The organism is Paracoccus sp. (in: a-proteobacteria), assembly GCF_047605025.1.
Lineage (GTDB): Bacteria > Pseudomonadota > Alphaproteobacteria > Rhodobacterales > Rhodobacteraceae > Paracoccus.
Genome location: NZ_JASGGO010000025.1, coordinates 17,542 through 40,993, shown reverse-complemented (window position 1 = coordinate 40,993; position 23,452 = coordinate 17,542). Strand labels below are relative to the sequence as shown.

General features: G+C 67.8%; 24 protein-coding genes. 16 read left to right on the top strand and 8 right to left on the bottom strand.

What is annotated here, in order from left to right; all coding sequences use genetic code 11:
• Nucleotides 1-20: 20 nt before the first annotated feature.
• Nucleotides 21-938: an MBL fold metallo-hydrolase gene (locus tag QM682_RS14140; RefSeq protein ID WP_415130833.1), complete on the top strand. Its 918-nt coding sequence runs from the start codon at nt 21-23 to the stop codon at nt 936-938.
• Nucleotides 939-1,083: 145 nt separating this feature from the next.
• Here the strand turns inward: QM682_RS14140 and truB are convergent, their stop codons facing one another.
• From truB to rbfA, 3 genes are read right to left on the bottom strand one after another with little or no spacing between them, the layout of a single operon-like run.
• Nucleotides 1,084-1,977, bottom strand: coding sequence for a tRNA pseudouridine(55) synthase TruB (gene truB / locus QM682_RS14135; protein WP_415130831.1), 894 nt, complete (start codon nt 1,975-1,977; stop codon nt 1,084-1,086).
• Nucleotides 1,977-2,732 carry a phosphodiester glycosidase family protein gene (locus QM682_RS14130; RefSeq protein ID WP_415130829.1) on the bottom strand — a complete coding sequence of 252 codons (756 nt, stop codon included), beginning with the start codon at nt 2,730-2,732 and terminating at the stop codon, nt 1,977-1,979. The genes truB and QM682_RS14130 overlap by 1 nt, the downstream gene beginning before the upstream one ends.
• On the bottom strand, nt 2,722-3,138 hold the full coding sequence (gene rbfA / locus QM682_RS14125) for a 30S ribosome-binding factor RbfA (RefSeq protein WP_415130827.1): 417 nt from the start codon (nt 3,136-3,138) through the stop codon (nt 2,722-2,724). Before rbfA ends, QM682_RS14130 begins: the two co-directional genes overlap by 11 nt.
• A gap of 69 nt (nt 3,139-3,207) precedes the next feature.
• On the opposite strand from rbfA, the gene dapB reads away from it, so the two are divergent.
• The 6 genes from dapB to trxA are packed head-to-tail and all read left to right on the top strand — an operon-like array spanning nt 3,208 to nt 12,816.
• Entirely contained in the window at nt 3,208-4,014 is an 807-nt protein-coding gene (gene dapB, locus QM682_RS14120) for a 4-hydroxy-tetrahydrodipicolinate reductase (RefSeq protein ID WP_415130825.1), read from the top strand.
• Between the two features lie 24 nt (nt 4,015-4,038).
• Nucleotides 4,039-5,451: a tRNA (adenosine(37)-N6)-threonylcarbamoyltransferase complex ATPase subunit type 1 TsaE gene (gene tsaE, locus QM682_RS14115; RefSeq protein ID WP_415130823.1), complete on the top strand. Its 1,413-nt coding sequence runs from the start codon at nt 4,039-4,041 to the stop codon at nt 5,449-5,451.
• The gene (locus tag QM682_RS14110) at nt 5,448-6,116 is read left to right on the top strand and encodes a nucleotidyltransferase family protein (RefSeq protein WP_415130821.1); all 669 of its coding nucleotides are present in this window, start codon (nt 5,448-5,450) and stop codon (nt 6,114-6,116) included. Before tsaE ends, QM682_RS14110 begins: the two co-directional genes overlap by 4 nt.
• On the top strand, nt 6,109-9,051 hold the full coding sequence (gene addB / locus QM682_RS14105; protein ID WP_415130819.1) for a double-strand break repair protein AddB: 2,943 nt from the start codon (nt 6,109-6,111) through the stop codon (nt 9,049-9,051). Before QM682_RS14110 ends, addB begins: the two co-directional genes overlap by 8 nt.
• The gene (addA, locus tag QM682_RS14100) at nt 9,041-12,442 is read left to right on the top strand and encodes a double-strand break repair helicase AddA (RefSeq protein ID WP_415130817.1); all 3,402 of its coding nucleotides are present in this window, start codon (nt 9,041-9,043) and stop codon (nt 12,440-12,442) included. Before addB ends, addA begins: the two co-directional genes overlap by 11 nt.
• A gap of 53 nt (nt 12,443-12,495) precedes the next feature.
• Complete coding sequence (gene trxA / locus QM682_RS14095) at nt 12,496-12,816, top strand: thioredoxin (protein WP_415130816.1); 321 nt, start codon at nt 12,496-12,498, stop codon at nt 12,814-12,816.
• Nucleotides 12,817-12,845: 29 nt separating this feature from the next.
• On the opposite strand, the gene QM682_RS14090 is transcribed toward trxA, so the two are convergent.
• Nucleotides 12,846-13,745, bottom strand: coding sequence for a hypothetical protein (locus QM682_RS14090; RefSeq protein WP_415130815.1), 900 nt, complete (start codon nt 13,743-13,745; stop codon nt 12,846-12,848).
• Nucleotides 13,746-13,879: 134 nt separating this feature from the next.
• On the opposite strand from QM682_RS14090, the gene hslV reads away from it, so the two are divergent.
• The 3 genes from hslV (at nt 13,880) to QM682_RS14075 (ending at nt 16,097) form a co-directional block, all read left to right on the top strand.
• Nucleotides 13,880-14,434, top strand: coding sequence for an ATP-dependent protease subunit HslV (gene hslV / locus QM682_RS14085; protein WP_415130813.1), 555 nt, complete (start codon nt 13,880-13,882; stop codon nt 14,432-14,434).
• Nucleotides 14,435-14,552: 118 nt separating this feature from the next.
• Nucleotides 14,553-15,857 (top strand): ATP-dependent protease ATPase subunit HslU, encoded by a 1,305-nt coding sequence (gene hslU / locus QM682_RS14080; RefSeq protein WP_415130811.1) that lies wholly within the window; start codon nt 14,553-14,555, stop codon nt 15,855-15,857.
• Between the two features lie 54 nt (nt 15,858-15,911).
• A complete protein-coding gene (locus QM682_RS14075; RefSeq protein ID WP_415130810.1) occupies nt 15,912-16,097 on the top strand; it encodes a PLDc N-terminal domain-containing protein in 186 nt (61 codons plus the stop codon).
• 33 nt (nt 16,098-16,130) lie between these two features.
• On the opposite strand, the gene QM682_RS14070 is transcribed toward QM682_RS14075, so the two are convergent.
• Entirely contained in the window at nt 16,131-16,544 is a 414-nt protein-coding gene (locus QM682_RS14070; RefSeq protein ID WP_415130808.1) for a Smr/MutS family protein, read from the bottom strand.
• Nucleotides 16,545-16,754: 210 nt separating this feature from the next.
• On the bottom strand, nt 16,755-17,414 hold the full coding sequence (locus tag QM682_RS14065; protein WP_415130806.1) for a Tim44/TimA family putative adaptor protein: 660 nt from the start codon (nt 17,412-17,414) through the stop codon (nt 16,755-16,757).
• 105 nt (nt 17,415-17,519) lie between these two features.
• Between QM682_RS14065 and QM682_RS14060 the strand changes: the two genes are divergently transcribed.
• From QM682_RS14060 to QM682_RS14050, 3 genes are read left to right on the top strand one after another with little or no spacing between them, the layout of a single operon-like run.
• Nucleotides 17,520-18,083 carry an FxsA family protein gene (locus tag QM682_RS14060; protein WP_415130804.1) on the top strand — a complete coding sequence of 188 codons (564 nt, stop codon included), beginning with the start codon at nt 17,520-17,522 and terminating at the stop codon, nt 18,081-18,083.
• 50 nt (nt 18,084-18,133) lie between these two features.
• On the top strand, nt 18,134-18,640 hold the full coding sequence (gene secB / locus QM682_RS14055; protein WP_415130802.1) for a protein-export chaperone SecB: 507 nt from the start codon (nt 18,134-18,136) through the stop codon (nt 18,638-18,640).
• A gap of 53 nt (nt 18,641-18,693) precedes the next feature.
• Nucleotides 18,694-19,293 carry a YfbR-like 5'-deoxynucleotidase gene (locus QM682_RS14050; RefSeq protein ID WP_415130800.1) on the top strand — a complete coding sequence of 200 codons (600 nt, stop codon included), beginning with the start codon at nt 18,694-18,696 and terminating at the stop codon, nt 19,291-19,293.
• Nucleotides 19,294-19,323: 30 nt separating this feature from the next.
• On the opposite strand, the gene QM682_RS14045 is transcribed toward QM682_RS14050, so the two are convergent.
• On the bottom strand, nt 19,324-19,632 hold the full coding sequence (locus tag QM682_RS14045) for an H-NS family nucleoid-associated regulatory protein (protein WP_415130798.1): 309 nt from the start codon (nt 19,630-19,632) through the stop codon (nt 19,324-19,326).
• 79 nt (nt 19,633-19,711) lie between these two features.
• A complete protein-coding gene (locus QM682_RS14040; RefSeq protein WP_415130796.1) occupies nt 19,712-20,260 on the bottom strand; it encodes an ActR/PrrA/RegA family redox response regulator transcription factor in 549 nt (182 codons plus the stop codon).
• A gap of 139 nt (nt 20,261-20,399) precedes the next feature.
• Between QM682_RS14040 and QM682_RS14035 the strand changes: the two genes are divergently transcribed.
• The 3 genes from QM682_RS14035 to QM682_RS14025 all read left to right on the top strand — a co-directional run bounded on the left by QM682_RS14035 (nt 20,400) and on the right by QM682_RS14025 (nt 23,402).
• Nucleotides 20,400-21,740 carry an ActS/PrrB/RegB family redox-sensitive histidine kinase gene (locus QM682_RS14035; protein WP_415130794.1) on the top strand — a complete coding sequence of 447 codons (1,341 nt, stop codon included), beginning with the start codon at nt 20,400-20,402 and terminating at the stop codon, nt 21,738-21,740.
• Nucleotides 21,741-21,833: 93 nt separating this feature from the next.
• Nucleotides 21,834-22,361 carry a hypothetical protein gene (locus QM682_RS14030; protein WP_415130792.1) on the top strand — a complete coding sequence of 176 codons (528 nt, stop codon included), beginning with the start codon at nt 21,834-21,836 and terminating at the stop codon, nt 22,359-22,361.
• Nucleotides 22,362-22,382: 21 nt separating this feature from the next.
• Nucleotides 22,383-23,402 carry a PAS-domain containing protein gene (locus QM682_RS14025; protein ID WP_415130790.1) on the top strand — a complete coding sequence of 340 codons (1,020 nt, stop codon included), beginning with the start codon at nt 22,383-22,385 and terminating at the stop codon, nt 23,400-23,402.
• The last annotated feature ends 50 nt before the right edge of the window (nt 23,403-23,452 follow it).

Genomic DNA, 23,452 nt, shown 5'->3' with positions numbered 1-23,452 from the left:
GCAAAAGAGGGGAAATCAGGATGAAGACGCAAATCACCCGCCGCAACGCGATGATGATCGGAGGCTCGCTGCCCATGATACTGGCCGTTCCCGCCATGGCCCAGGATGCCGCGCCCCAGGCCGCGCCCTTGGGTCGGGCGCATTCCTTCACTCTGGGCCGGTTTCAGGTCGCGACGCTGCTGGCCGGATCGGGCATGCGCGAGGATCCCTTCGGCACCTTCGGTCTGAACGCCGAGAAGGCCGATTTCGAAAAGATCAGCGCGCAGAACTTCATCCCCTCGGACAAGGCGGGCAGTTCGATGACGCCCACGCTGGTCAGGGCGGGCGATGCGGTGATCCTGTTCGACGCGGGCATGGTGCCGGCCCAGACCGTGGCCTCGCTGGCCCAGGCCGGGGTCTTGCCCGATCAGGTCACGCATGTCGTCCTGACCCATATGCATGGCGACCATGTCGGCGGGCTGATGCAGGGCGAGACGCCCACCTTTCCCAATGCCGAACTGATCGTGCCCAAGGCCGAAAACGACTATTGGGCCGCCAATCCCAGCGACGCCTATGACGCCAAGGTCAAGCCCCTGATCGGGAAAGCCCGCCAGATCGGGGATGGAGACGAGATCGCGCCGGGCATCACCGCCGAGGCCGCGCATGGCCATACCGCCGGCCACACCACCTATCTGCTGGAGAGCGAGGGGCAGCGGCTGCTGATCAGCGGGGACAGCTTCACCCATTACGTCTATTCGGTGCAGCGCCCGGAATGGCAGGTCCGCTTCGACATGGACAAAGAGCAGGGCATCGCGGCGCGCAAGGCGGTGCTGGTGCGGCTCGCCAACGAGGCGATCCCCTTTGTCGGCTATCACATGCCCTATCCGGCGGTGGGCTTCATCGCGCCGAACAGCGCCGGGTCGTATCGCTATGTGCCGGCGACCTATCAGCTTGGCTGACCCATCCGCCATGGCGCCTTCGGGGCGCGCTTCACCGCCTGCCGAACCAGCTTCCATGGATCGGCATCGCTGAATAGCGCCCCGGCTGTCCTGCCCGAGGACGCATCGCGACCCTATGCGAGGCAAGCGAACGCCCCTTGAAATTCTACAGGTTGAACACGCGGCTGGGCTGCACCTCGCCGCCCAGATAGCGGCCGATGCACAGCGCGCGGCCCTGGCGGCTGACCCAGACCTCGGTGCCGAATTCGGCATGGCCCAGAACCTGGCCCGGATTGCCGTTCAGGATGCGGGTGGCGCCCATCTCGGTCGCCTGCATCTCGGGCAGGTCGCTCAGCGCGGATTGGATCGGCAGCAGCGCGGCCTCGATCTCGGCCTGGTTGGCGCGGTCGATGCGGTCGAAGGCGATGCCGTCCTGCGCCTCGAAGGGGCCGGACCAGATCCGGCGCAGTTGCGCGACATGGCCCAGGCAGCCCAAGACCCGCCCCAGGTCGCGGGCGATGCTGCGCACATAGCCGCCCTTGCCGCAGACCATGCGCAGATCCGCCGTGTCGCGGGTGGTGCCCAGAAGTTCCAGCGATTCGACCCAAAGGGGCCGGGCGGCCAGTTCCACCGTCTCGCCCTCGCGCGCTAGGTCATAGGCCCGCGCGCCATCGACCTTGACCGCCGAGACGGCCGGGGGAACCTGCATGATCTCTCCGGTGAAGTCCGCCAGCGCGGCGCGGACGGCATCGGCGTCGGGGCGGGTCTCGCGGGTTTCCAGCACCGTTCCCGAAGCGTCGTCGGTCCCGGTCTCGGCCCCCCAGTTCACCGTGAAATCATAGGCTTTCAATGCCTCGGTCAGAAGCGGCACGGTCTTGGTCGCCTCGCCCAGGGCAATCGCCAGAACTCCGGTCGCATCCGGGTCCAGCGTGCCCGCATGGCCCGCCTTCTTTGCGTCCAGCGCCCAGCGGACGCGGCCCACCACATCGGTCGAGCCAATACCCGCGGGCTTGTCCACGATCAGCCAGCCGTGGATTTCGCGTCCCTTCTTGCGTGCCATTACTTCCGTTCCGTATATCCGATGATCGGCCCAAGCCGGCGCCCGAAATCGGCGCGGTTCAGCGCAGGCGCATACAGGCGCGAGATCGAGCCGTCAAAGTAAAGCGCATTCCGCGCGCCCAGCCCGTCGCGAAACAGCCGCCCGAATTCGTGGAACGTCACCGCCCGGTCCGAGATCGCGAACCAGGCGGTCTTTCCATCCGGCGATACGCCGACGCCGTTGCGGATGTAGCGGCTGTCGCTATCTACCAGGAAGCGCGGATGCAGCGCGCCGTCGATGACCAGCATCGGCCCCGATTGCGTGGCGATGCGGCATTGCGGCTGGGACGCCGCGAAGGCGCGGCTTTCGACGACCCGATAGGGGTGATCCCCGCCCGCGCAGAAAACACCGTTTGGCAGCATCCCGAAATTGCCGCCACCGCCCGCCGTGACCAGATCATGGGCCTTGATCCCTTCCGAGACGTAAAGCCCCACCGGCCGGTAATCCGGGTGATACATGCCGGCGTTCATCGCGAATCCCAGCGTCTCATCGGCATCCAGATTGCGGCGGACCCTTGTGAAATCGCCCAGGACCTGCCCGTCGGGCCCGTTCAGCCACAGTTTCAGGCCCGGCTCCTGCGCGGCCGAAAGGGTGCAGACCACATAGCCCTGCCCGTCGAAATCGCGCTTCTCGCAGATCCCAGCCAGAGCGGGCAGGGCCGTCGCGACCAGCGCGCCAAGGGCCAGGCCCAGCCGGCGCTTCAGGTCAATCCTCATCGTCTTCGTCGTCGCCTTCCACGTCGCGGCGCACGCGCTCTTCGGATAGAAGGCGGCGGGTGTCGTCCATGCGGTCGAAGGTTTCGTCCAGGACGAAGCGCAGTTGCGGCGCGTATTTCAGCGTCATCGCCTTCGAGACCAGATGGCGCAGCTCTGCGGAGTTGCGGCGCAGCGCGGCCAGCGCCTCTTCGGCGCCCTGCCCGCCCAAAGGCAGCACGAAAGCGGTCGCCACCTTCAGGTCGGGCGATGTCCGCACCTCGCCCACGGTGATGGAATGCCGGTTCAGTTCGGGGTCGTGGACATCCCCGCGCAGAAGGACATCGGAAAGTGTGCGGCGGATCAATTCGCCCACGCGCAACTGACGTTGCGAGGGACCATTGCCGGAATGAAAGCGGTTCTGTGCCATGGCCGCAGATGTAGGGGGTCGCGGCGCGCGCCGCAACGGGATAGAACGGCCTGAAACGGGGGAACAGGCATGGACAAGCCGGGAATCGTCATCACGGGGGCCTCGGGGCGCATGGGGCGCATGCTGCTGCGCACGGTGCTTGATTCGGATCAGGCGCGGCTGGTCGGCGCCGTGGTGCGTCCGGGCAGCGGCTGGATCGGCCAGGATGTGGGCCAGGCGATGGGCGGCGCGCCGGCGGGCGTGATCGCCACCGACGACGCGGTCGAGGCGATCGCGCGGGCGCAGGCGGTCATCGACTTCACCACGCCCGAGGCGACGCTGGGCTTTGCCGAACTGACCGCCCAGGCCCGCGCCGTGCATGTGATCGGCACCACTGGCTTCACGGCGGATCAGCTTGCCGCCCTGAAGCCCGCCGCCCGCCACGCGCCCATCATCCGCGCCGGGAACATGAGTTTGGGCGTGAACCTGCTGCTGGGTCTGACCCGCAAGGTCGCCGCCGCCCTGGGCGAGGATTGGGACATCGAGGTGGTCGAGGCGCATCACAACCGCAAGGTCGATGCGCCTTCGGGGACCGCCCTGATGCTGGGCGAGGCCGCCGCCGAGGGGCGCGGCCAGCCGCTTGAGGAACTGCGCACCCCCGCGCGCGAGGGCATCACCGGCGCCCGCCAAAGGGGCAGCATCGGCTTTGCCGCGATCCGCGGCGGCGATGTGGTGGGCGAGCATGACGTGATCTTCGCCACCGCCGGAGAGCGCGTGGTCCTGCGCCATCTGGCCACGGATCGGGCGATTTTCGCGCGCGGCGCGCTGCGGGCCGCGCTTTGGGGCCAGGACAAGGGACCGGGCGAATATGACATGGCCGATGTGCTTGGCTTGTGATCGCGACGCGCTTAGGTTGCGCCCATGACCCTGCTTGCCACGCTTGACCATGCCGATGCCGACCTGACCGCCTGCCTTGCACGGGTCATGGCGGCGCTGTCGAAGCCGGGCGACATCATCGCCCTGCAAGGTCCGGTCGGCGCGGGCAAGACCCATTTCGCCCGCGCCTTTATCCAGGCGCGGCAGGGCGCCTTGGCCGAGGATGTGCCCAGCCCGACCTTCACCCTGGTCCAGACCTATGCCGACCCGATGGGGACCGAGATCTGGCATGCCGACCTTTACCGCCTGACCCATCCCCAGGAACTGGTCGAGCTTGGTCTTGACGACGCCATGAAGGACAGCCTGACCCTGATCGAATGGCCCGATCATGGCGGTCCCCTGCCCGATCCCCTGATCCTGGCGCTTGAGCCGTTGGCCGATCCCGACCTGCGGCGGATCACGCTTTCGGGCAGCGATGCGCGCTGGGGCTGGGTCATGCGTCTGCCTGCCATGGTCCGGCTGATCCATCGCGCGGGCTGGGCGGGGGCGCGGCTTTCGCCTCTGGCGGGGGATGCCTCGTCCCGGCGCTATTTCCGGCTGCTGGACGCCGACCGCAGCGCGGTGCTGATGGATGCCGCCCCCGGCACGACCGATGGCTATGTGGCGATGACGCAATGGCTGCGCCGCCGCGATTTCCACGCCCCCCGGATCCTGGCCGCCGACCAGCATGAGGGGCTTTTGCTGTTGGAGGATCTCGGCGACGATCTGGTCGCCCGCGTGCTTGCGGCGCGGCCCGCGCTTGCCTCCGCGATCTATGACCGGATGACCGACCTTCTGGTGGATCTGCACCGCCACGCCCCGCCCGATTTCGTGCTGCGCCTGGACGGGCCGGAGCTGGCCCGCCAGGTGGCCCTGTTCGCCGAGCATTACCCGCCCGCCGTGGGTGCCGTTGGCCGGGGCGCGGATGTGGCGCCCGTGATCCAGGCGCTGCACGCCGAATTCTGCGCCGAGACCGCCGCCGTGCCGGGCCTGCGCGATTTCCATGCCGAGAACCTGATCTGGCGCGGCGATGCCCCCCTGGGCCTGCTCGATTTCCAGGACGCGGTGGCGGTGCATCCGGCCTATGATCTGGTCTCGGGGCTGCAAGACGCGCGGCGGGATGTGGATCCTGCGATCGAAAAGGCGCAGATCGCCCGCTATCTGGCGGCGACGGGGCTGGACCCGGTGCGTTTCCGCGCCGCCTATGCACTGCTGGGCGCGCAGCGCAACCTGCGGATCCTGGGCATATTCACCCGTCTGGCGCAGCACGAGGGCAAGCCGCGCTATCTGGAATTCATGCCCCGCGTCTGGGCCGCCTTGCAGCGCGACCTGGCGCATCCGGGGCTGAAGCCTTTGGTCCAGGCGCTGGCGGGCATTCCCGCCCCCACGCCCGAGGTGATCGCAAGGATCGCCGGATGAGTCTGCCTCTGATGATCTTCGCGGCCGGCAAGGGCACCCGTATGGCGCCGCTGACCGATGTGACACCGAAGCCCTTGATCGCCGTGGCGGGCCGCGCGCTGCTGGATCGGGCGCTGGACCTGGGCCGTGCGGCCGGGGTCGGGCGGGTGGTGGTGAACATCCACCATCTGGGCGGGAAAATTCGTGATCACATCGGTGACGGGGCGGCGATTTCCGATGAATCCGACCTGCTGCTGGAAACCGGAGGCGGGTTGCGCAAGGCTCTGCCCCTTCTGGGCGCCGGCCCTGTGATCACAATGAATCCCGATGTGATCTGGACCGGCCCCAATCCGGTCGCCGCCCTTCTGGATGCCTGGCGCGAGGATATGGAGGCGCTGCTGATGCTGGTCCCGGTCGCGCGCACTCATGGCCGGCAGGGCGGCGGGGATTTCCGGCTGGATGCGGGCAACCGCCTGATCAGGCAGGGGGATCTGGTCTATGGCGGCGTCCAGATCATCCGCCCCGATCTGCTGGACCGCATCCCCGAGCAGGTCTTTTCCCTGAACAGGCTTTGGGATCTGCTGATCGCCAGGGGCACCGCCCATGGCCTGATCCATTCGGGCGAATGGTGCGATGTGGGCCGGCCCGACTGCATTCCCCTGGCCGAGGCGCTGCTTGGTGGCTGACTGGACGAACGGCATCTTCGCCCTGCCCTGCGGTGCGGATTTCTCTGGCGCCTTCGCGGATGGGCTGATCGCGCGGATGCGCGCGCGCCCGCCGCAGGATATGGCGCGGGTGACGGTCTATGCCAATTCCGGGCAGTCGCTGATGGGCTTGCGCGATGCGCTGATCTGGCGCGGGCCGATCATCCTGCCGCGCCTGCGGCTGATCTCGGACCTGGGGGGGGGGGCCGCGACCGCGCCCCTGGCGCGGCGGCTGGAACTGGGCCGGCTGATCGACGCGGCGCTGCGCGCCCAGCCGGACCTGGCGCAGGGGCAATCGGTGCCGGAACTTGCCGCCTCGCTGGCCGGGCTGATGGCCGAGATGCAGCTTGAGGGGCTGGACGCCGCCGCGCTTGAGCGGATCGACGCCAGCGATCACGCCCAGCATTGGGGCCGGGCGCTGGCCTTTCTGCGCATCGCGGCGGGCTATTACCTGTCCGATCCGCCGCAGGACCGCGAATCCCGCCAGCGTGCCGCCGCCGAAAGCCTTGCCGCCGCCTGGGCGCGGGGCGAGAGCCTGCCCGACGGCCCGGTGGTGGTCGCGGGCTCGACCGGCTCGCACGGGGCGACGCGGGATTTCATGCGGGCGGTGGCGCGCCTGCCCATGGGCGCGGTGGTCCTTCCGGGCTTTGATCCCGACATGCCGCAAGCGGTGTGGGAGGGGCTGGACGCGCGGGCCGAGGATCATCCGCAGGCGCGCTATGCGCCCTTCCGGGCCGAATTCGGCCCGCCCGCGCCCTGGATCGCCGACACCGCCCCCGATCCGCTGCGCAACCGCCTGATCTCATTGGCGCTGCGCCCGGCGCCGGTCACCGATCAATGGATCACCGAAGGCCCCGCGCTTGGCCCGCTGATCCCCGCGACGGAAAACCTGACCCTGATCGAGGCCGAACAGCCCGGACAGGAGGCCGCCGCCGTCGCCCTGATCATCCGCGCCTCGGTCGAGCGGGCCGAGCCGGTCACGCTGATCGCGGCCGACCGGATGCTGACCCGCCGCGTGCAGTCGGCGCTGGACCTTTGGGGCATCATTCCCGACGATTCGGCGGGCCAGCCCCTGCCCCTGACCGCGCCGGGCCTGTTCCTGCGCCATGTCGCCGATCTATTCGGCGCCGATCTGATGATCGACGCGCTGCTGGTGTTGCTGAAGCATCCGGTGACGGCGACGGGCCTGGGGCCGGAATACCGCCGCCAGCACAACCGCCACGGCCGCGACCTGGAACTGCGGCTGCGCAAGCATGGCCCCGCCTTTCCCGACGGCGCCGCCCTGCGCGATTTCGCCGACCGGGGGGATGGGGAAAGCAAGCCCTGGGCCTTGTGGCTGGCGGATCTGCTGGACCGGATCGCGCCTTTGGCCCTGGATCGCGGCCCCCGTCCCATGGCCGCGCGCCTGGCCGATCTGCGCAGCCTGGCCGAGGCCCTGGCCGCAGGGCCGGGGGGCGACGCGGATGCCTCGGAGCTATGGGCCAAGGCGTCGGGCGGCCTTGCGCGTTCGGTGCTGGACCATCTGGCGGCCCATGCCCATCTGGGCCATGACCTGCGCCCCGGCGAATTCAGCGACCTGCTTCATGGCGAATTGCAGGCTCAGGCGGTGCGCCAGGACGTGGCCGCCCATCCGCTGGTGCGCTTTCGCGGCCCGCGCGAGGCCCGGACCGAAGCCGTGGGCCAGGCGGCGGGCCTGGTGATCCTGTCGGGCCTGAACGAGGGCGGCTGGCCGCAGGCGCTGCCGCCCGATCCCTGGCTGTCGCGCCCGATGCGGCTGGCGGCGGGGCTGACCCTGCCCGAGCGGCGGGTGGGCCTGTCGGCGCATGACTTCCAGCAGGCCGTGGGGGCGGGCCGGGTGATCCTGACCCGCGCCCATCGCGATGCCGAGGCCGAGACGATCCCCTCGCGCTGGTTGAACCGGCTGGTGAACCTTTTGGGCGGATTGCCCGCGCAGGACGGGCCGCAGGCGCTGGCCCAGATGCGGGCGCGGGGCAGGGACTGGCTGCGGCTGGCAGATCTGCAAGCCCGGCCGCGCCACAAGCTGGCCCCGGCGCCGCGCCCCTCGCCCATCCCGCCCGCGCCCGCGCTGGCCGAGATGTCGGTGACCGAGGTTCGGACGCTGATCCGCGACCCCTATGCCGTCTATGCCCGCCGCGTGCTGGGCCTTTCGGCGCTGGACCCCCTGCGTCCCGAACCCGACGCGGCCGAGCGCGGCAATGTGCTGCACGCGATCATGGACCGTTTCCTGCGTGGCCTGCCCGATCTGCCGGAAAGCCCCGAACTGATGAAATCGCGCCTTCTGGCCATCACCGATCAGGTTCTGGCGCGGGATGTGCCCTGGCCCTCGGCGCGGCTGTTCTGGCGCGCGCGCATCGCGGGCGTGGCCGACCGGCTGATGGCGGATGAGGCCGCGCGACTGGCGCGGGGCCGCCCGGTGGTGATCGAGGATCGTGGCGCGCAAGCCGTCCAGGGCCTGGATTTCCGGCTGACCGCGCGGCCCGACCGGCTGGATCTGCTGGGCGATGGCCGGGTTCATGTCTATGATTATAAATCCGGCAAGCCCCCCACCGACAAGCAGATCGCGCATTTCGACAAGCAGCTTCCGCTTGAGGCGGCGATGGTCCAGATGGGCGCCTTCGACCGTCTGGGCCGGACCGAGGTTCAGGGCATCAGCTATATCCAGCTTGGCGGCGAGGGGCGGACCGAGACGCGCGATTTCCCGCCCGGCTTCGCGGATGAGACCTGGCGCGGCTTCGTCACCCTGATCGGCCATTATCTGCGCGGCGAGCGCGGCTTTACCGCGCGGCTCGCCATGGAGCGCAGCGACCATGCCGGGGTTTATGACCATCTCTCGCGTCATGGCGAATGGGACGCGACCCAGGATGCCCGTCCCGAAAGGTTCCGCGATGGTGATTGAGTTCGACGAGGCCACGCTGGCGCAGGTGCGGGCGGCGGACCCGCGCCGCTCGACCTGGCTGACGGCGAATGCCGGCTCGGGCAAGACGCGGGTGCTGACCGACCGCGTGGCGCGGCTTCTGCTGGCGGGGACGGCGCCGGAAAAGATCCTGTGCCTGACCTATACCAAGGCCGCCGCGACCGAGATGCAGAACCGTCTGCTGGCGCGGCTGGGCAAATGGGCGATGCTGCCAAAGCCGGACCTGCGCGCCGAACTGGCCCGGCTGGGCGAGGCGGGCGAGCCGGACCTGCCCGCCGCCCGCCGCCTTTTCGCCCGCGCCATCGAGGCGCCGGGGGGGCTGAAGGTCCAGACCATCCACAGCTTCTGTGCGGGCGTGCTGCGCCGCTTTCCGATCGAGGCGGGCGTGCCGCATGGCTTCACCGAGCTTGACGACCGCAGCGCCGCGCTGATCCGCGCCGACCTGATCGAGGAAATGGCGCGCGAGGATCACCCGGTCCTTGCCGACCTGCTGGCCCTGCATTCGGGCGAGAACCTGGACGGTTTCCTGGCCGGCCTGCGCGGCTTCGAGGCGCCGCCCGATCCGGTTCTGCTGTGGCGGACCTGCGGCTTGCGGGGGGATGAGGACATGGCGGCGCTTCTGGCCGAATGCTTCGCCGACGGCTGCCGCGTGATCGCGGCGCTGATCCCGCATCTGGCCAAGGGCGGCAGCAACGATCAGAAGGCCGGGGCGAAGCTTTCGGCGGGCGACTGGCAGCGGCCCGGCCTTGCGGAACTGGGGATCCTGGAGGGCGTCCTGCTGACCGGGGCCAGCGCCAAGGAACCTTTCGCGCCCAAATATGACAGCTTTCCGACCAAGGCCCTGCGCGGCGGCTCTTGCGTGGACCTGATCGACGATCTGGCGATCCTGATGGAACGCGTGGCCGCCGCCCGCCCGCGCCGCATCGCCCTTTCCCAGGCCATGCGCAGCCTGTCCCTGCATCGTTTCGCGCATGAATTCCTGAACCGCTACCGCGCGCGGAAGGCGGGGCTGGGGCATCTGGATTTCGACGACCTGATCGACCGCACCGCCCGGCTTCTGTCGGAAAGCAGCATGGCGCAATGGGTGCTGTTCCGGCTGGATGGCGGCATCGACCATATCCTGGTGGACGAGGCGCAGGACACCAGCCCCGCGCAATGGCAGGTGATCGAGCGGCTGACGGATGAGTTCACCTCGGGCCAGGGCACGCGCGAGGGGGGGCGCAGCCTGTTCGTGGTGGGCGATCCGAAACAGTCGATCTATTCCTTCCAGGGCGCCGATATCGCCGTGTTCGAGGCCCGCCGCGCCGGTTTTGCCGCTGCCTTCCAGGTGGCGCGCAACCCGATGCAGGTGCTGGAGCTGCGGCATTCGTTCCGAAGTTCCACCGCGATCCTGGGGCTGGTGGATCAGGTCTTCGCGGGGCAGGCCGCGCAGGGCCTGGGCGATCCGCCCCAGCACCGCGCCTTTCGCCGCGAGATGCCGGGCCGGGTGGACCTGTGGCCCGCGATCCCCAAGCCTGAACGGCCCGAGCCGGGCGACTGGACCGATCCCGTTGATCAGCCCGCCGAGAATTCCGAGGTGACGCAGCTTGCCCGCGCCATCGCCCGCCAGATTTCCCGGATGCTGGGTCAGCCGATCTTCGACGCCAAGACCGGCCAGGTCCGGCGCATCCGGGCGGGCGACGTGCTGATCCTGGTGCAGCGCCGGTCCGAACTGTTCGCCGAGGTGATCGCGGCGCTGAAATCCGCGAACCTGCCCGTCGCCGGGGCAGACCGGCTGAAGCTGGCGGGGGAAATGGCGGTCAAGGATATTCGCGCGGTCCTTTCGGTCCTGGCTACGCCCGAGGACGATCTGTCGCTGGCCGCATGCCTGCGCTCGCCCCTGTTCGGGATAAGCGAGGAGCAGCTTTACCGGCTGGCTGCGGGGCGCAAGCGCGGGGAATATCTGTGGCGGCGGCTGCGCGACAGCACCCATCGCGCCGCCGTCGAGACGTTGGCCGACCTGATGGGGCAGACCGGCTTCATGCGGCCCTATGACCTGATCCAGCGGCTGCTGATCCGGCATGGCGGGCGCGAGCGGCTGCTGGCCCGCCTTGGCCCCGAGGCGCAGGACGGCATGGACGAGCTTCTGTCCCAGGCTCTGGCCTATGAATCCGGCGAGACCCCTTCGCTGACCGGCTTTCTGGTCTGGCTCAGCGGCGACGATGTTGAGGTGCGGCGGCAACTGGGCGGATCGAGCGCGCAGGGCGAGGGGTTGATCCGGGTGATGACGGTGCATGGCTCGAAAGGTCTGGAAAGCCCTATCGTGATCATGCCCGACACCGCCAAGCGCCGTCCCCCGCGCGAAGGGCAGATTCTGCGCGCGGCCGATGGCACCGCGATCTGGCGCGGCCGCAAGGGTGAGCGGACCCAATCCACCGAGGCCCTGGCAGAAGAGCAGACCCGCCGCCAGCTTGAGGAGCGCAAGCGCCTGCTTTACGTCGGCCTGACCCGCGCCGAAAGCTGGCTGATCGTCGCCGCAGCGGGCGAGACGGATGAGGAAAGCTGGCATGGGCTGGTCGAGGCGGGCTTTGGCCGCTCGGACCTGACGCTGACCCGGCTGCCCTTTCCGTTGGGCGGAGAGATCCGGCGGCTGAGTTTTGGGGATTGGCCGGAAAGCGCGCCGGAACAGATCCATATGTCTGCCGAGGTGGTCGCCGAGCCGGATTGGATGCGCGCCCCGCCGCCGCCGATGCCGCCCAAGCGCCGTCCCGTCGCGGCCACCGCCCTGGGCGGGGCCAAGGTCATGACCGGGGCGGATGTGGATCGGACGGATGTGGACGGGGACGATGCCGTCTCGGCCATGCTGTTCGGGACGCGGCTGCACCTTCTGATGGAGCATCTGCCGGGCCGCGATCCCGGCGCCTGGCCTGGCATCGCCCGCGATGTGCTGGCCGATGCCGAAGGCGGCCTGCCCGAGCCCGAGGCTTTGGCCGCGCTGCTGGACGAGGCCCGCGCCGTCCTGACCGCGCCGGCCCTGGCCGAGGTCTTCGACCTGCCGCCGGGGGCCGAGCTTTTCCGGGAACTGGCGCTGTCGGCGCCCCTGCCGGGCCTGGGAATGCTTTACGGCAAGATCGACCGGCTGGTGGTCACGCCCGAGCGCATCCTGGCCGTCGATTACAAGTCGAACCGCGACCTGCCCGGCCGCCCCGAGGACACGCCCCTGGGCATCCTGCGCCAGATGGCGGCCTATCGCGCGGCGCTTTCGCAGCTTTGGCCGGGACGCGAGGTGCGGGCGGCGGTGCTGTGGACCGCCGCCCGCAGCCTGATGCCTCTGCCTGGCCCGCTTCTGGATCAGATCATGGCGGGCCTTGACCCGGCCCTGTCGGGTGCCTAGCTCTGGGACATGCGCGCCCTGCCGGGTTCTTCCGGCGCAATGAGGAGATTCCCATGGCCACCCAAGCCGTTTCCGACGCCGAATTCGACAGCGAAGTGCGTCAGTCCGAGACCCCTGTAGTCGTCGATTTCTGGGCCGAATGGTGTGGCCCCTGCCGCCAGATCGGTCCCGCCCTTGAGGAGCTGGCCGCCGAATATGGCGACAAGGTCAAGATCGTGAAGGTCAATGTGGACGAAAACCCCGAAAGCCCCGCCGCCCTGGGCGTGCGCGGGATTCCGGCCCTGTTCCTGTTCAAGGACGGGCAGGTCGTCTCGAACAAGATCGGTGCCGCGCCCAAGGCGGCGTTGAAAGCCTGGATCGACGACTCGATCTGATCCTGCGGATTTTCGCGTCGGGGCGGCGGTCAGATCGGCCAGCCGCCCTTTCTCATGGCGGCAAGGATCTTGTCGCCCGCCTGGGGCGAGGTCGCGTTGATCGCCCGTTCTTGCAGGAACCACCACAGGTAGCGGTCGAAATCGGGCCGATGCGCGGGGGCCAGCGCCAGCGCCTTGGGCGCGCCAAGATCGGCGACGTTCAGCCCGATATGGTGAAAATCTATCTGACCGAAAAGCACGGCGGGCTTGCCCAGCAGATAGCCGTCAAAGGCCACCGCGCTGTTCTGGGTCGCGACGAAGGCGCAATCGCGCAGAAGCTGCGCCGTCTGGCCGCCGATGGTCAGGTTCGGGTGATCCTGGGCGATCCTTCGCAGCGTGTCGAGGTCGGCCTTGTCGTAATGTTCGTTCGGGTGAAGCGTGGCGGTGCAGGGCCGGCCGGTCGCGGCCACGGTGCGCAGCATCTCGACCGGGCTCATGGTCTGGAAGCTGCGGCAGCGGCGGATATGGCCTTGCAGCGGAACCAGGACATGATCGCCATGGCGGGGGGCTGTGCCGGGCAGGACGCGCCGGCGCAGCCGGTCGGCGAAGGCTTGGGCCTGGTCGGGGTCGATGCGGGCGGGATCGAAGCGCGCGCGGGCCACCTCGAAGCGCCAGCGTTGCGCGACCGGCACGATCTGCCAGAACGGATAGTGATAGGCGCGGCGAAAGGTCAGTGCGCGGTCATGGGTCGGCGGCTCCATGTGGAACAGGGCATGGCCGGGCAGGAGGGGGGCCTGGGCGCGGGCCTCGGGGCCGGTCTCGCACCACAGGACGCGCCAGCCCCGGCCCTCGACCGCCGCTTTCAGCAGGTTCATGAAATTGAACGTGCCGTCGCGTGCCGTCGCCAGCATGCTGCCTTCCAGATAGATGCGCAGGATATTTTCCAACATCCGCGCCATGCTAGCCGCTGGCGCGCCGGGGAGAAAGAGGCCGGTTTGCGAAAGGGCCGAGCTTGCGAAAGGCTCGGCTTGCGAAAGGTCCGGTGCGCGCCTATCTCACGGGCCATACGAAAGCGGAGAGAACCATGTCCGATGAGAAATTTCCCGGCTGGCACGGCACCACCATCCTGGCCGTGCGGCGGGCGGGCCGCGTGGTCGTCGCCGGGGACGGTCAGGTCAGCGTCGGTCCGACGGTGATGAAGGGCACGGCGCGCAAGGTGCGGCGCCTGAAGCCCGGCGGGCATGACGTGGTGGTGGGCTTCGCCGGCTCGACCGCCGATGCCTTCACCCTGCTGGAACGGCTGGAGAAGAAGCTGGAAGCCGCGCCGGGCCAATTGGCACGGGCCTGCGTCGATCTGGCCAAGGATTGGCGCATGGACAAGTATCTGCGCAACCTGGAGGCCATGCTGATCGTGACCGATGGGCGCGACATTTTCGTGGTGACCGGCGCGGGCGACGTGCTGGAACCCGAGCATGACGTGGCCGCCATCGGCTCGGGCGGGAACTATGCGCTGGCCGCCGCACGCGGCCTGATGGCGAGCGACCTGGATGCCGAGGGCGTGGCCCGCGCCGCCATGGCGATCGCCGCCGATATCTGCGTCTATACCAATGGCAATCTGACGGTCGAGGTTCTGGGCTGAGCGGGGGGCTTTGCCCCCCACGTCCTGACGACCCCTCGATGGGGTCGGCAGGACGTTCCCCCCAGGATATTTGGACAAGTAAGACGGGCCGAGCATGCCCGCGACAGAAAGGCAGAACATGAGTGACCTGACCCCGCGCGAGATCGTGTCCGAGCTGGACCGCTTCATCATCGGGCAGAAAGATGCCAAGCGTGCCGTCGCCGTGGCGCTGCGCAACCGTTGGCGGCGTCGGCAACTGGGCGACGATCTGCGCGACGAGGTCTATCCCAAGAACATTCTGATGATCGGCCCCACCGGCGTCGGCAAGACCGAGATCAGCCGCCGCCTGGCCAAGCTGGCCCGCGCGCCCTTCCTGAAGGTCGAGGCGACCAAGTTCACCGAGGTCGGCTATGTCGGTCGTGATGTCGAGCAGATCATCCGCGACCTGACTGATGCCGCCATCGTCGAGACCCGCGAGCGCATGCGCGACGAGGTCAAGGCCCGCGCCCACAAGGCCGCCGAGGATCGCGTCGTCGCCGCTCTGGCCGGGGACGGCGCGCGCGAGCAGACCCAGCAGATGTTTCGCGACAAGCTGAAGCGTGGTGAATTGGACGCTACCGTCATCGAACTGGAATTGCAGGACAACTCGAATCCGCTGGGGATGATGGATGTGCCCGGCCAGCCCGGTGCCATGGGCGGGATGATGGATCTGTCGGGCCTGATGAAGGCGTTCGGGGGCCGCCGGGTGCGGCGCAAGGTCACCGTCGCCGAAAGCTATGAGCTTCTGATCGCCGAAGAGGCCGACAAGCTTCTGGACGACGACAGCGTGAAGTCCGCCGCGCTGGAGAGCGTGCAGGAGAACGGCATCGTCTTCATCGACGAGATCGACAAGGTCTGCGCGCGCAGCGACGCGCGGGGAGGCGATGTCTCGCGCGAGGGCGTTCAGCGCGATCTGCTGCCCCTGATCGAGGGCACGACCGTTTCGACCAAATACGGTCCGGTCAAGACCGATCATATCCTTTTCATCGCCTCGGGGGCGTTCCATATCGCGAAGCCTTCGGATCTGCTGCCGGAGTTGCAGGGCCGCCTGCCGATCCGCGTCGAGTTGCGCGCGCTGACCGAGGAGGACTTCATACGCATCCTGACCGAGACCGACAACGCCCTGACGCGCCAATATACCGCGCTGATGGCGACCGAGGGCGTTACCGTCGCCTTTACCGAAACCGGCATCCGCGCCCTGGCGCGCATCGCCGCCGAGGTGAACGGCTCGGTCGAGAATATCGGCGCGCGGCGGCTTTATACCGTGGTCGAGCGGGTGTTCGAGGAGTTGTCCTTTACCGCTCCCGACCGTTCGGGCGAAAGCGTCACCGTGGACGAGGCTTTCGTCGAGACGCATCTGGGCGATCTTGCGCGTTCGACCGACCTGTCGCGTTATGTCCTTTGACGGAACCTGCCGCTGCTGGCATCGTTGAGCCGGCAGCAACTTCAAGGGATTCCCATGGGATATATCATCAGCGCCATCATCTTCGCCCTGGATGTCTGGGCGATCGCCTCGATCATCAACACCAATGTGGCGACCTCGACCAAGATCATCTGGGTGCTGCTTGTGGCGGTATTGCCGGTGGTCGGGTTGATCATCTGGTGGCTGGCCGGGCCGAAGGCGAATTACGGTTCGGGCGCATAGGGTAGCAGGCGGCCCGGCTGAGGGGCCGCCTTTTCATCTGCGCAGATAGACGTAATAGGCGCCATCGCCGCCATGCCGGCGATGGGCCGGGCGGATTTGCAGCACCAGTCCGGCCAGCGGCGGCATATGCAGCCAATGCGGCACATTGTGGCGCAGCGCGCCCGAGCGCACGGGCAGCGGCGCATCCGGCCCCGCATCCCGGCCCTTGCCGGTGATGACCAGCACCAGCCGCAGGCCCCGCGCCTGGGCGTTCAGCAGAAAGCCCGTCAGCGCGGGCTGCGCCATGTTCAGCGTCATTCCGTGCAGGTCCAGCCGCGCCTCGGGCATCAGCTTGCCCTGGCTCATCCGGCGATGGGTCTTGTGATCCATCCGCACCGGCTGGTCATGCAGCGCGTGCCCCGGATGGGGGGCCAGCGTGACCTTGCTGGCGGGCCGCTTTGGCGGCATGCCACCAATGCGGAAATCCGGGAGTCTGGGCGCGGGTGGCTCGGGTGGTGGTTCGGGGGGCGCCGCCGCCGGAAGTGGCTTCTCGGGCGGGGCGGGTTCTGGCCTGGCGCCCGCATGCATCGGCACCGTGCTGGCCGCGATGCGGGACCAAAGGGCCTTTTCATCGGCCGTAAGACCCCTGCGGCGGCGGGCCATCGCGGGACGGCCGGCCTAGGCGGTGGCGACAAGCTGCCAGTTCGGGTCCGAAGACCCCATCTGGCGGGCGAAGGTCCAGGTGTCGCGCTGCTTGCGAGAGGATTTCGCATCCCCATCGACCACATTGCCCGCCGCGTCGCGGGTGGCGACGATCATTTCGCCGACGAAGCGGACCGAGACTTCGGCCATGCGGGTGGCGGGGTTGAACTCGGCCGCGGCAAGCGCGGTTTCGCGCGTGCCGAGATATTGCGCCTCGGTCACCAGTTCCCGTGCCTTGCGGTCGGCGATGACGCCTTCAAGCGCCTCGGCCACGGGGGGCGCCAGGAAGCCGCGCACCTCGGAAAGGTCGCCGCGCTCGAATGCGATCAGGATCATCTCATAGGCGGATTTCGCACCCGACAGGAACGGGCCGACCTGGAAGCCCGGCTCGACCTGCTTCATGGCCGTCAGGGCGCGGGCATTGGAGCTGCCCGGCTCGGCATGGTCGTTGATGTCGCTGTCCTCGGCCTCGGCCGTGGTGTCGATCACGTCGTAATCGCGCGCATTGGCGGCAGGCTCTTGCGGCGCGCTGGGCTGTTCGAACCCGTCGCGTGTGCCAAGCACCCCGCGAAGCCGCAGAATCAGGAAGATCGCGATTGCGGCCAGGACCAGAAGTTGCAGCATGGGATTCGACATCGGAGCTTGGAGAACTTTCTTATGGAGTGTCGTATCCCTATGTAGGATGCAGGGCGGCCCAAGTCCAGTTGAGCGGCCCGGAATCGAGAAGTGAAAGGGAAGCCCATGCGGCTGTTGCTGCCATTCGTGATCCTGCCGATCGTCGAGATCGCGCTGTTCATTCAGGTCGGAGGAGCGATCGGCGTGCTGCCGACCATCGCGTTGGTGCTTCTGTCCTCGGTTCTGGGGGTGGCGGTGATGCGGCGGCAGGGCCAGGTCGCGGCGTTGGACATGCAGCGTGCGATGCAGGAATTCCGCAATCCCGCCCAACCCATGGCGCAGGGCGCGCTGGTCATGGTGGCCGGGCTTTTGCTGGTCGTGCCGGGGCTGTTCACAACTGCGCTGGGATTGCTGCTGCTGGTGCCGGGCATGCGCTCGCTGATCCTGCGCCGGATGGGCCGGCGGATCAAGGCCGGCACGGTGCAATACAGCTATCGCCGCGAGGGCGGGCCGGAATTCATGGACGACGTGCCGCCGGGCTACCACCGTGCCCGCTCCTCGGGGGATGAGGGGGTGATCGACGGCGAATATTCGGTCCAGGACGATCCGCCCGCCCCCGTGCGCGAGGGGCTGACAGACGGCCGCGACGAAAGTCCGCGCCGGGGAAATTCCGGCTGGACGCGCCATTGAGGCCCCCTCGCGGCGGTGCTAGAACCGCGTGACACCGCAGGGAGAGCTTGATGAGCGACGAAACCACCCATCCCGCCGAGCAGGAGGCCGCGCCCGCAGTGCGCATGCAGATCCTGACGCAATATATCCGCGACCTCTCCTTCGAGAATGCCGTGGCCCAACGCGGAATGCTCTCGGGCGAGGTCCAGCCCGAGATCAACGTTCAGGTCAGCCTGGATGCGCGCAAGCGTCAGGCCGATCACCAATACGAGGTGATCACGAAGTTCCGCGTGCAATCCTCGAACGCCTCGGACAAGGCGGCGATCTTCCTGTGCGAGCTGGACTATGGCGGCATCTTCCATGTCGAGGGTGTGCCCGAGGATCAGCTTCATCCCTTCCTGATGATCGAATGCCCGCGCATGATGTTCCCTTTCGTGCGGCGCATCATCTCGGACATGACGCGGGACGGGGGCTTCCCGGCCTTCAATATGGATCCGGTTGATTTCGTGGCGCTGTATCGGCAGGAAATCTCGCGCCGGATGCAATCCGAGCGTCCGGCGGACCAGCCGCTGTCCTGATTCATCAGAGGGCCCGCCCCTTGGGTGGGCCTTTTCGCCGAAGGGGCAGGGACATGGCCAAGCGCGCCTGGCAAAGGATGCTTTCGGGCAGGCGGCTGGACCTGCTGGACCCGTCGCCTTTCGACATCGAGATCGCCGACATCGCCCATGGGCTTTCCTTTGTCGCGCGCTGGAATGGCCAGACCCAGGGTGATTGGGCCTATTCGGTGGCCGAGCATTCCCTGCTGGTCGAGGAAATCCACTATCGCGACAATCCCCAATGCGATCCTCGCTGGCGGCTTGCGGCGCTGCTGCATGACGCCCCGGAATATGTGATCGGAGATATGATCTCTCCGGTCAAATCCGCGCTTGGGACAGAGTATCGCGACATGGACCAGCGGCTGACCGCCGCGATCCATTTGCGCTATGGTCTGCCCGCGCAATTACCCAAGCCCGCGAAGGCCGCGATCAAGCGCGCCGACCGTATTTCCGCCCGCCTGGAAGCGGTTAAAATCGCAGGGTTTTCCGAGGTCGAGGCGCAACGCCTTTTCCCGGTCCCGCGCGCCGTTCTTTTGGACGGGCTAGAGATCCGCCTGCGTCCCCCGGCTGAGACGCGCTTGGCCTTTCAGGCGCGATTTGCGGAATTGCTGGAACGAATCGATGCCAAAAATTGAAAGCCCCGCCGGTTTGGCGGGGCGATCAGATCAGATTTCCAGATCGGCGAGGCTTTTACCGCTATCCAGTGCTTCCTGCACCCAGCGCGGCTTGCGGCCGCGGCCGGTCCAGGTGGCTTCGGGATCCTGCGGATTGGCATATTTGGGGGCAACCGGGGCACGGGTGCTCTTGGCTTCGGCAAGCTCAGAAAGGCTGAAGCCGAATTCGCGTGCGGCGCTTTCCGCAGCGGCCAGTGCTTCGCGCTTGCGGCGATCCTCGAAGGTATTGATGGCCCGGTCAAGCTTGTTGCGCAGTTCACGCAGCTCTTTCAGGGACAGCTTTTCTAGATCAAGTTCCATATTCTTCGGTCCTGGCTTTATTTTGTTAGTATGTTGCCACCATATTTACATTCTGGGCAATAATTCAACTGCCTGAAAGTTACTTTGGGCTTTTCTTTGCCAAAATCCGCTGAAGCGTGCGGCGATGCATGTGCAGGCGACGGGCGGTTTCGCTGACATTTCGCTCGCATTGTTCGAAAACCCGCTGGATATGCTCCCAGCGGACTCGGTCGGCGGACATCGGCATTTCCGGCGGCGGCGGCAAAGTTTCCGCAACGGAAAGCAGGGCGCGGGTCACTTCATCCGCATCGGCGGGTTTGGAAAGATAATCGGTCGCGCCCATCTTCACGGCGGCGACTGCGGTGGCGATGGCGCCATAGCCGGTCAGCACGACGATGCGCGCATCCGCGCGCGCCTCGCGCAGGGCGTCCACCACGTCCAGCCCATTGCCGTCCTCAAGCCGCAGATCGACCACGGCGAAGGCGGGCGGTGTGGTGGCCACGATTTCTTTCGCGGCCGCGATCGAGGCGGCACGCATGACCGAAAAGCCGCGTTTTTCCATGGCGCGGGCCAAGCGGTTCAGAAAGATTTCGTCATCGTCCACTAGTAAAAGGCTGGGGTCGGGGCCGATATTCAGCGCGTCCGTCATGTCCTGGCTCCTGCTGTCTTCTGTCGCGGTTTAGGAATTATGGCCGCCGTGGTCAAATCCGGCGCGCGGCCTTGCCGCATTGAAGCCCCGCGGGGCAATGCCTATCACGGTGGGGATTTTCCTCGATGCGGAGCACGATATGTTTCTTGGCCTCGTCTCGCGCCGTTTCGACATGCTGCCCGGACAGCCCGGACCCGAGCCGATCCGGCTGCGCACCCTGATCCTGCTGCGCTGGATCGCCATCGCCGGGCAATCCGCAGCCCTGGCGGGGGCGCTGCTGATCGGCACGCATCTGCGGGTGCTGCCGATCCTGCTGGTCATCGGCATGGCGCTGGTGCTGAACCTGGTTCTAAGCCTGCGGCCCGCGCGTCGCATCGGGGCCAGCGAGGCCGGATGGCAACTGGGCTTCGACCTGGCCCAGATCGCGGGGCTTTTGTCGCTGACCGGGGGGCTTTCCAATCCCTTCGCGCTGCTGCTTCTGGCGCCGGTGACGGTGGCGGCGACGGCGTTGCCGGGGCGGCAGTTGATCGCCCTGGGAACGGCCACGCTGATCATGGTCTCGATGGCGGCGTTTCTTGCGCGGCCGCTTAGCTTCTCGGATGCCCCCGCCTTGCCCCTGAACGAGCCGCTGGTCGTCGGCACCTGGTCCGCCATCGTCATCGGTGCGCTGTTCTTTGCGCTTTACGCCCGCACCGTCACCACCGAGATCGCCGCGACCTCGGACGCGCTTTTCGCCGCCCGCATGGCGCTTGAGCGGGAACAGAGGCTGCAACATCTGGGCGGCGTGGTCGCGGCGGCGGCGCATGAGATGGGCACCCCCCTGGCCACGATAAAACTGGTCAGCTCGGAACTGGGGGATGAACTGGTCCAGGCCCTGCCCGACCGCGTGGATCTGGCCGAGGATCTGCAATTGCTGCGGCAATCGGCGGATCGGTGCAGCGCGATCCTGAAATCCATGGGCAGCGCCGGGCGCGACGACCTGCTGATCCGTTCTGCCCCGCTGCCGCAGGTGCTGGAAGAGGCCGCGGGGCCTCATCGTGCGCGGGGGATCCGCATTCGGATCGAGGTTGCGCATGATGCTCCGGTGATCCAGCGCGATGCGGCGATGATCCATGGGGTGCGCAACCTGGTGCAGAACGCGGTGGATTTCGCCAGTGCCGAAGTGATGATCGAGGCCGGTTTCGACATGCACGAGATCCGCTTGCGCATCGCCGATGACGGGCCGGGCTTTCCCCCCGCGCTGCTGCCGAAAATCGGCGATCCGTTCCTGACCACCCGCGCGCGCGCCGAGGATCGCCGGGGCTATGAGGGGATGGGGCTGGGCCTTTTCATCGCCAAGGTGCTGCTGGAACGCTCGGGCGCGGTGGTGCGCTTTTCCAACCGCAAGCGCGGCGCCCAGGCCAGCGTGACCTGGCCGCGCGCCCGGATCGAGGCCGGAGATCGCGGCAGGCTGGGCGAGAATCCTGAAATTCGGGCCTGAAAACCGCCTCTGACACCTCCGGCGTTAACCCTTTATTATCAAATAACCCTATAGTTTTTCCTGAAATGGTTTCACGGGTAGGCAATTGCGATGATGGCCGAGTTTCTGATTGCTCTGGGCGCCGCCCTTGTCGCCGTGCTGCTGGCCCTGGCGTTGATCCGCCATCTGGGCCGCCCCCAGCGGCTTTCCGGTCCCGCAGCGGGCCTTGATGGCCGGCTTGAGCCGATCATTTTCCTGTTCCGCCAACAGCGCATGGTCGATGCCACCACTCCGGCGCGGGCGCTTCTGGAGGGGCTGCCGGGGGAAAGCGATTGGCGCAAGCTGCTGTCCTGGCTGGGCATGCGCCTGCCCACGGTCGAGGGGGATCTGTCCCGCATGGACCAGGGCGCGCGGCTTCACCTTCGGGTCGAGGGCGGCACCGCGCTGCGCCTTCTGGCCGAGGATCTGGGCGAGGGGTTGATGCGCCTGACCCTGGCCGATCCCGCCGCCGAGAATGCGGGCACGGTGGTCGATTCGCTGTCGTTTGCCGCGATGGAGCATGAGCTTGAGGTGCTGCGTTCGACCATGGACCATTCGCCGATGCTGGCCTGGCGGCAGGATCCGCAGGGACAGATCACCTAGGCGAATTCGGCCTATCTGCAAATGGCCGAGGCCAAGTCCCAGGGTCAGACCGTCTGGCCTCTGCCGCAGTTGATCGATCTTTCCGCCCGTCCGGTGCAGCAGGCCGGCGCGGTCCTGGTCACCTCCCGCCGCGTCCAGGTCGAGGTCGACGAGTATAGCCGCTGGTATGACTGTCATGTCCATGAGGTGGCGGGCCAGACCGTGGCCATCGCGCTGCCCGCCGATGCCGCCGTCCGGGCCGAGCGATCGCTGCGCGAGTTCGTGCAGACCCTGACCAAGACTTTCGCCGACCTTCCCATCGGCCTTGCGATCTTCGACCGCGACCGCAGCCTGCAACTGTTCAACCCGGCCCTGATCGACCTGACCGGGCTGGCCACCGGCTTCCTGACCGCCCGGCCCACGCTTTACGCCTTCCTGGACCGCCTGCGCGAGGCGCGCATGGTGCCCGAGCCGAAGGATTACCGTAGCTGGCGCAACCAGATGAGCTCGCTGGAGGCCGCCGCTGCGTCGGGCCACCATGTCGAGATGTGGTCCCTGCCCGGCGGACAGACCTATCGCGTGACCGGGCGGCCCCATCCCGACGGCGCGGTGGCCTTCCTGTTCGAGGATATCACCTCGGAAATCTCGCTGACGCGCAAGTTCCGCGCCGACCTGTCCTTGGGGGCCGAGGTGCTGGATGCGCTGGACGATGCCGTGGCCGTCTTCGCCGCGAATGGCGAGGCGCTGATCTCGAACCGCCGCTATGGCGCGCTTTGGGGCACGGCCATGCGCTCGACCCTGGCCGAGCATCTGGCCTGCTGGTCCGAGGCGACGGGCGACAGTCCCGGCCTCGTCTTGCTGCGCCAGGCGCTGGATCGGCCCCCGGCCGTCGAAGAGCAGGCGCGGGGCGCCATCGCGGGTCCAGCGGGCGGGCTTTTGTCCTGGTCGCTGCGCAGCCTTTCCGGGGGTCGGCGGATGCTGAGCTTTCAGACCCCGCTGGAGTTTTCCAGCAGCCGCAATGCTTCCGCGCTGCCCGAGCCGCAGCGGGCGCGGCTTGGCTAGAGCGGCTTGCCAAGCACGGCGCAGAGTGGTCTGCTCGGGTGCCAGCAGAA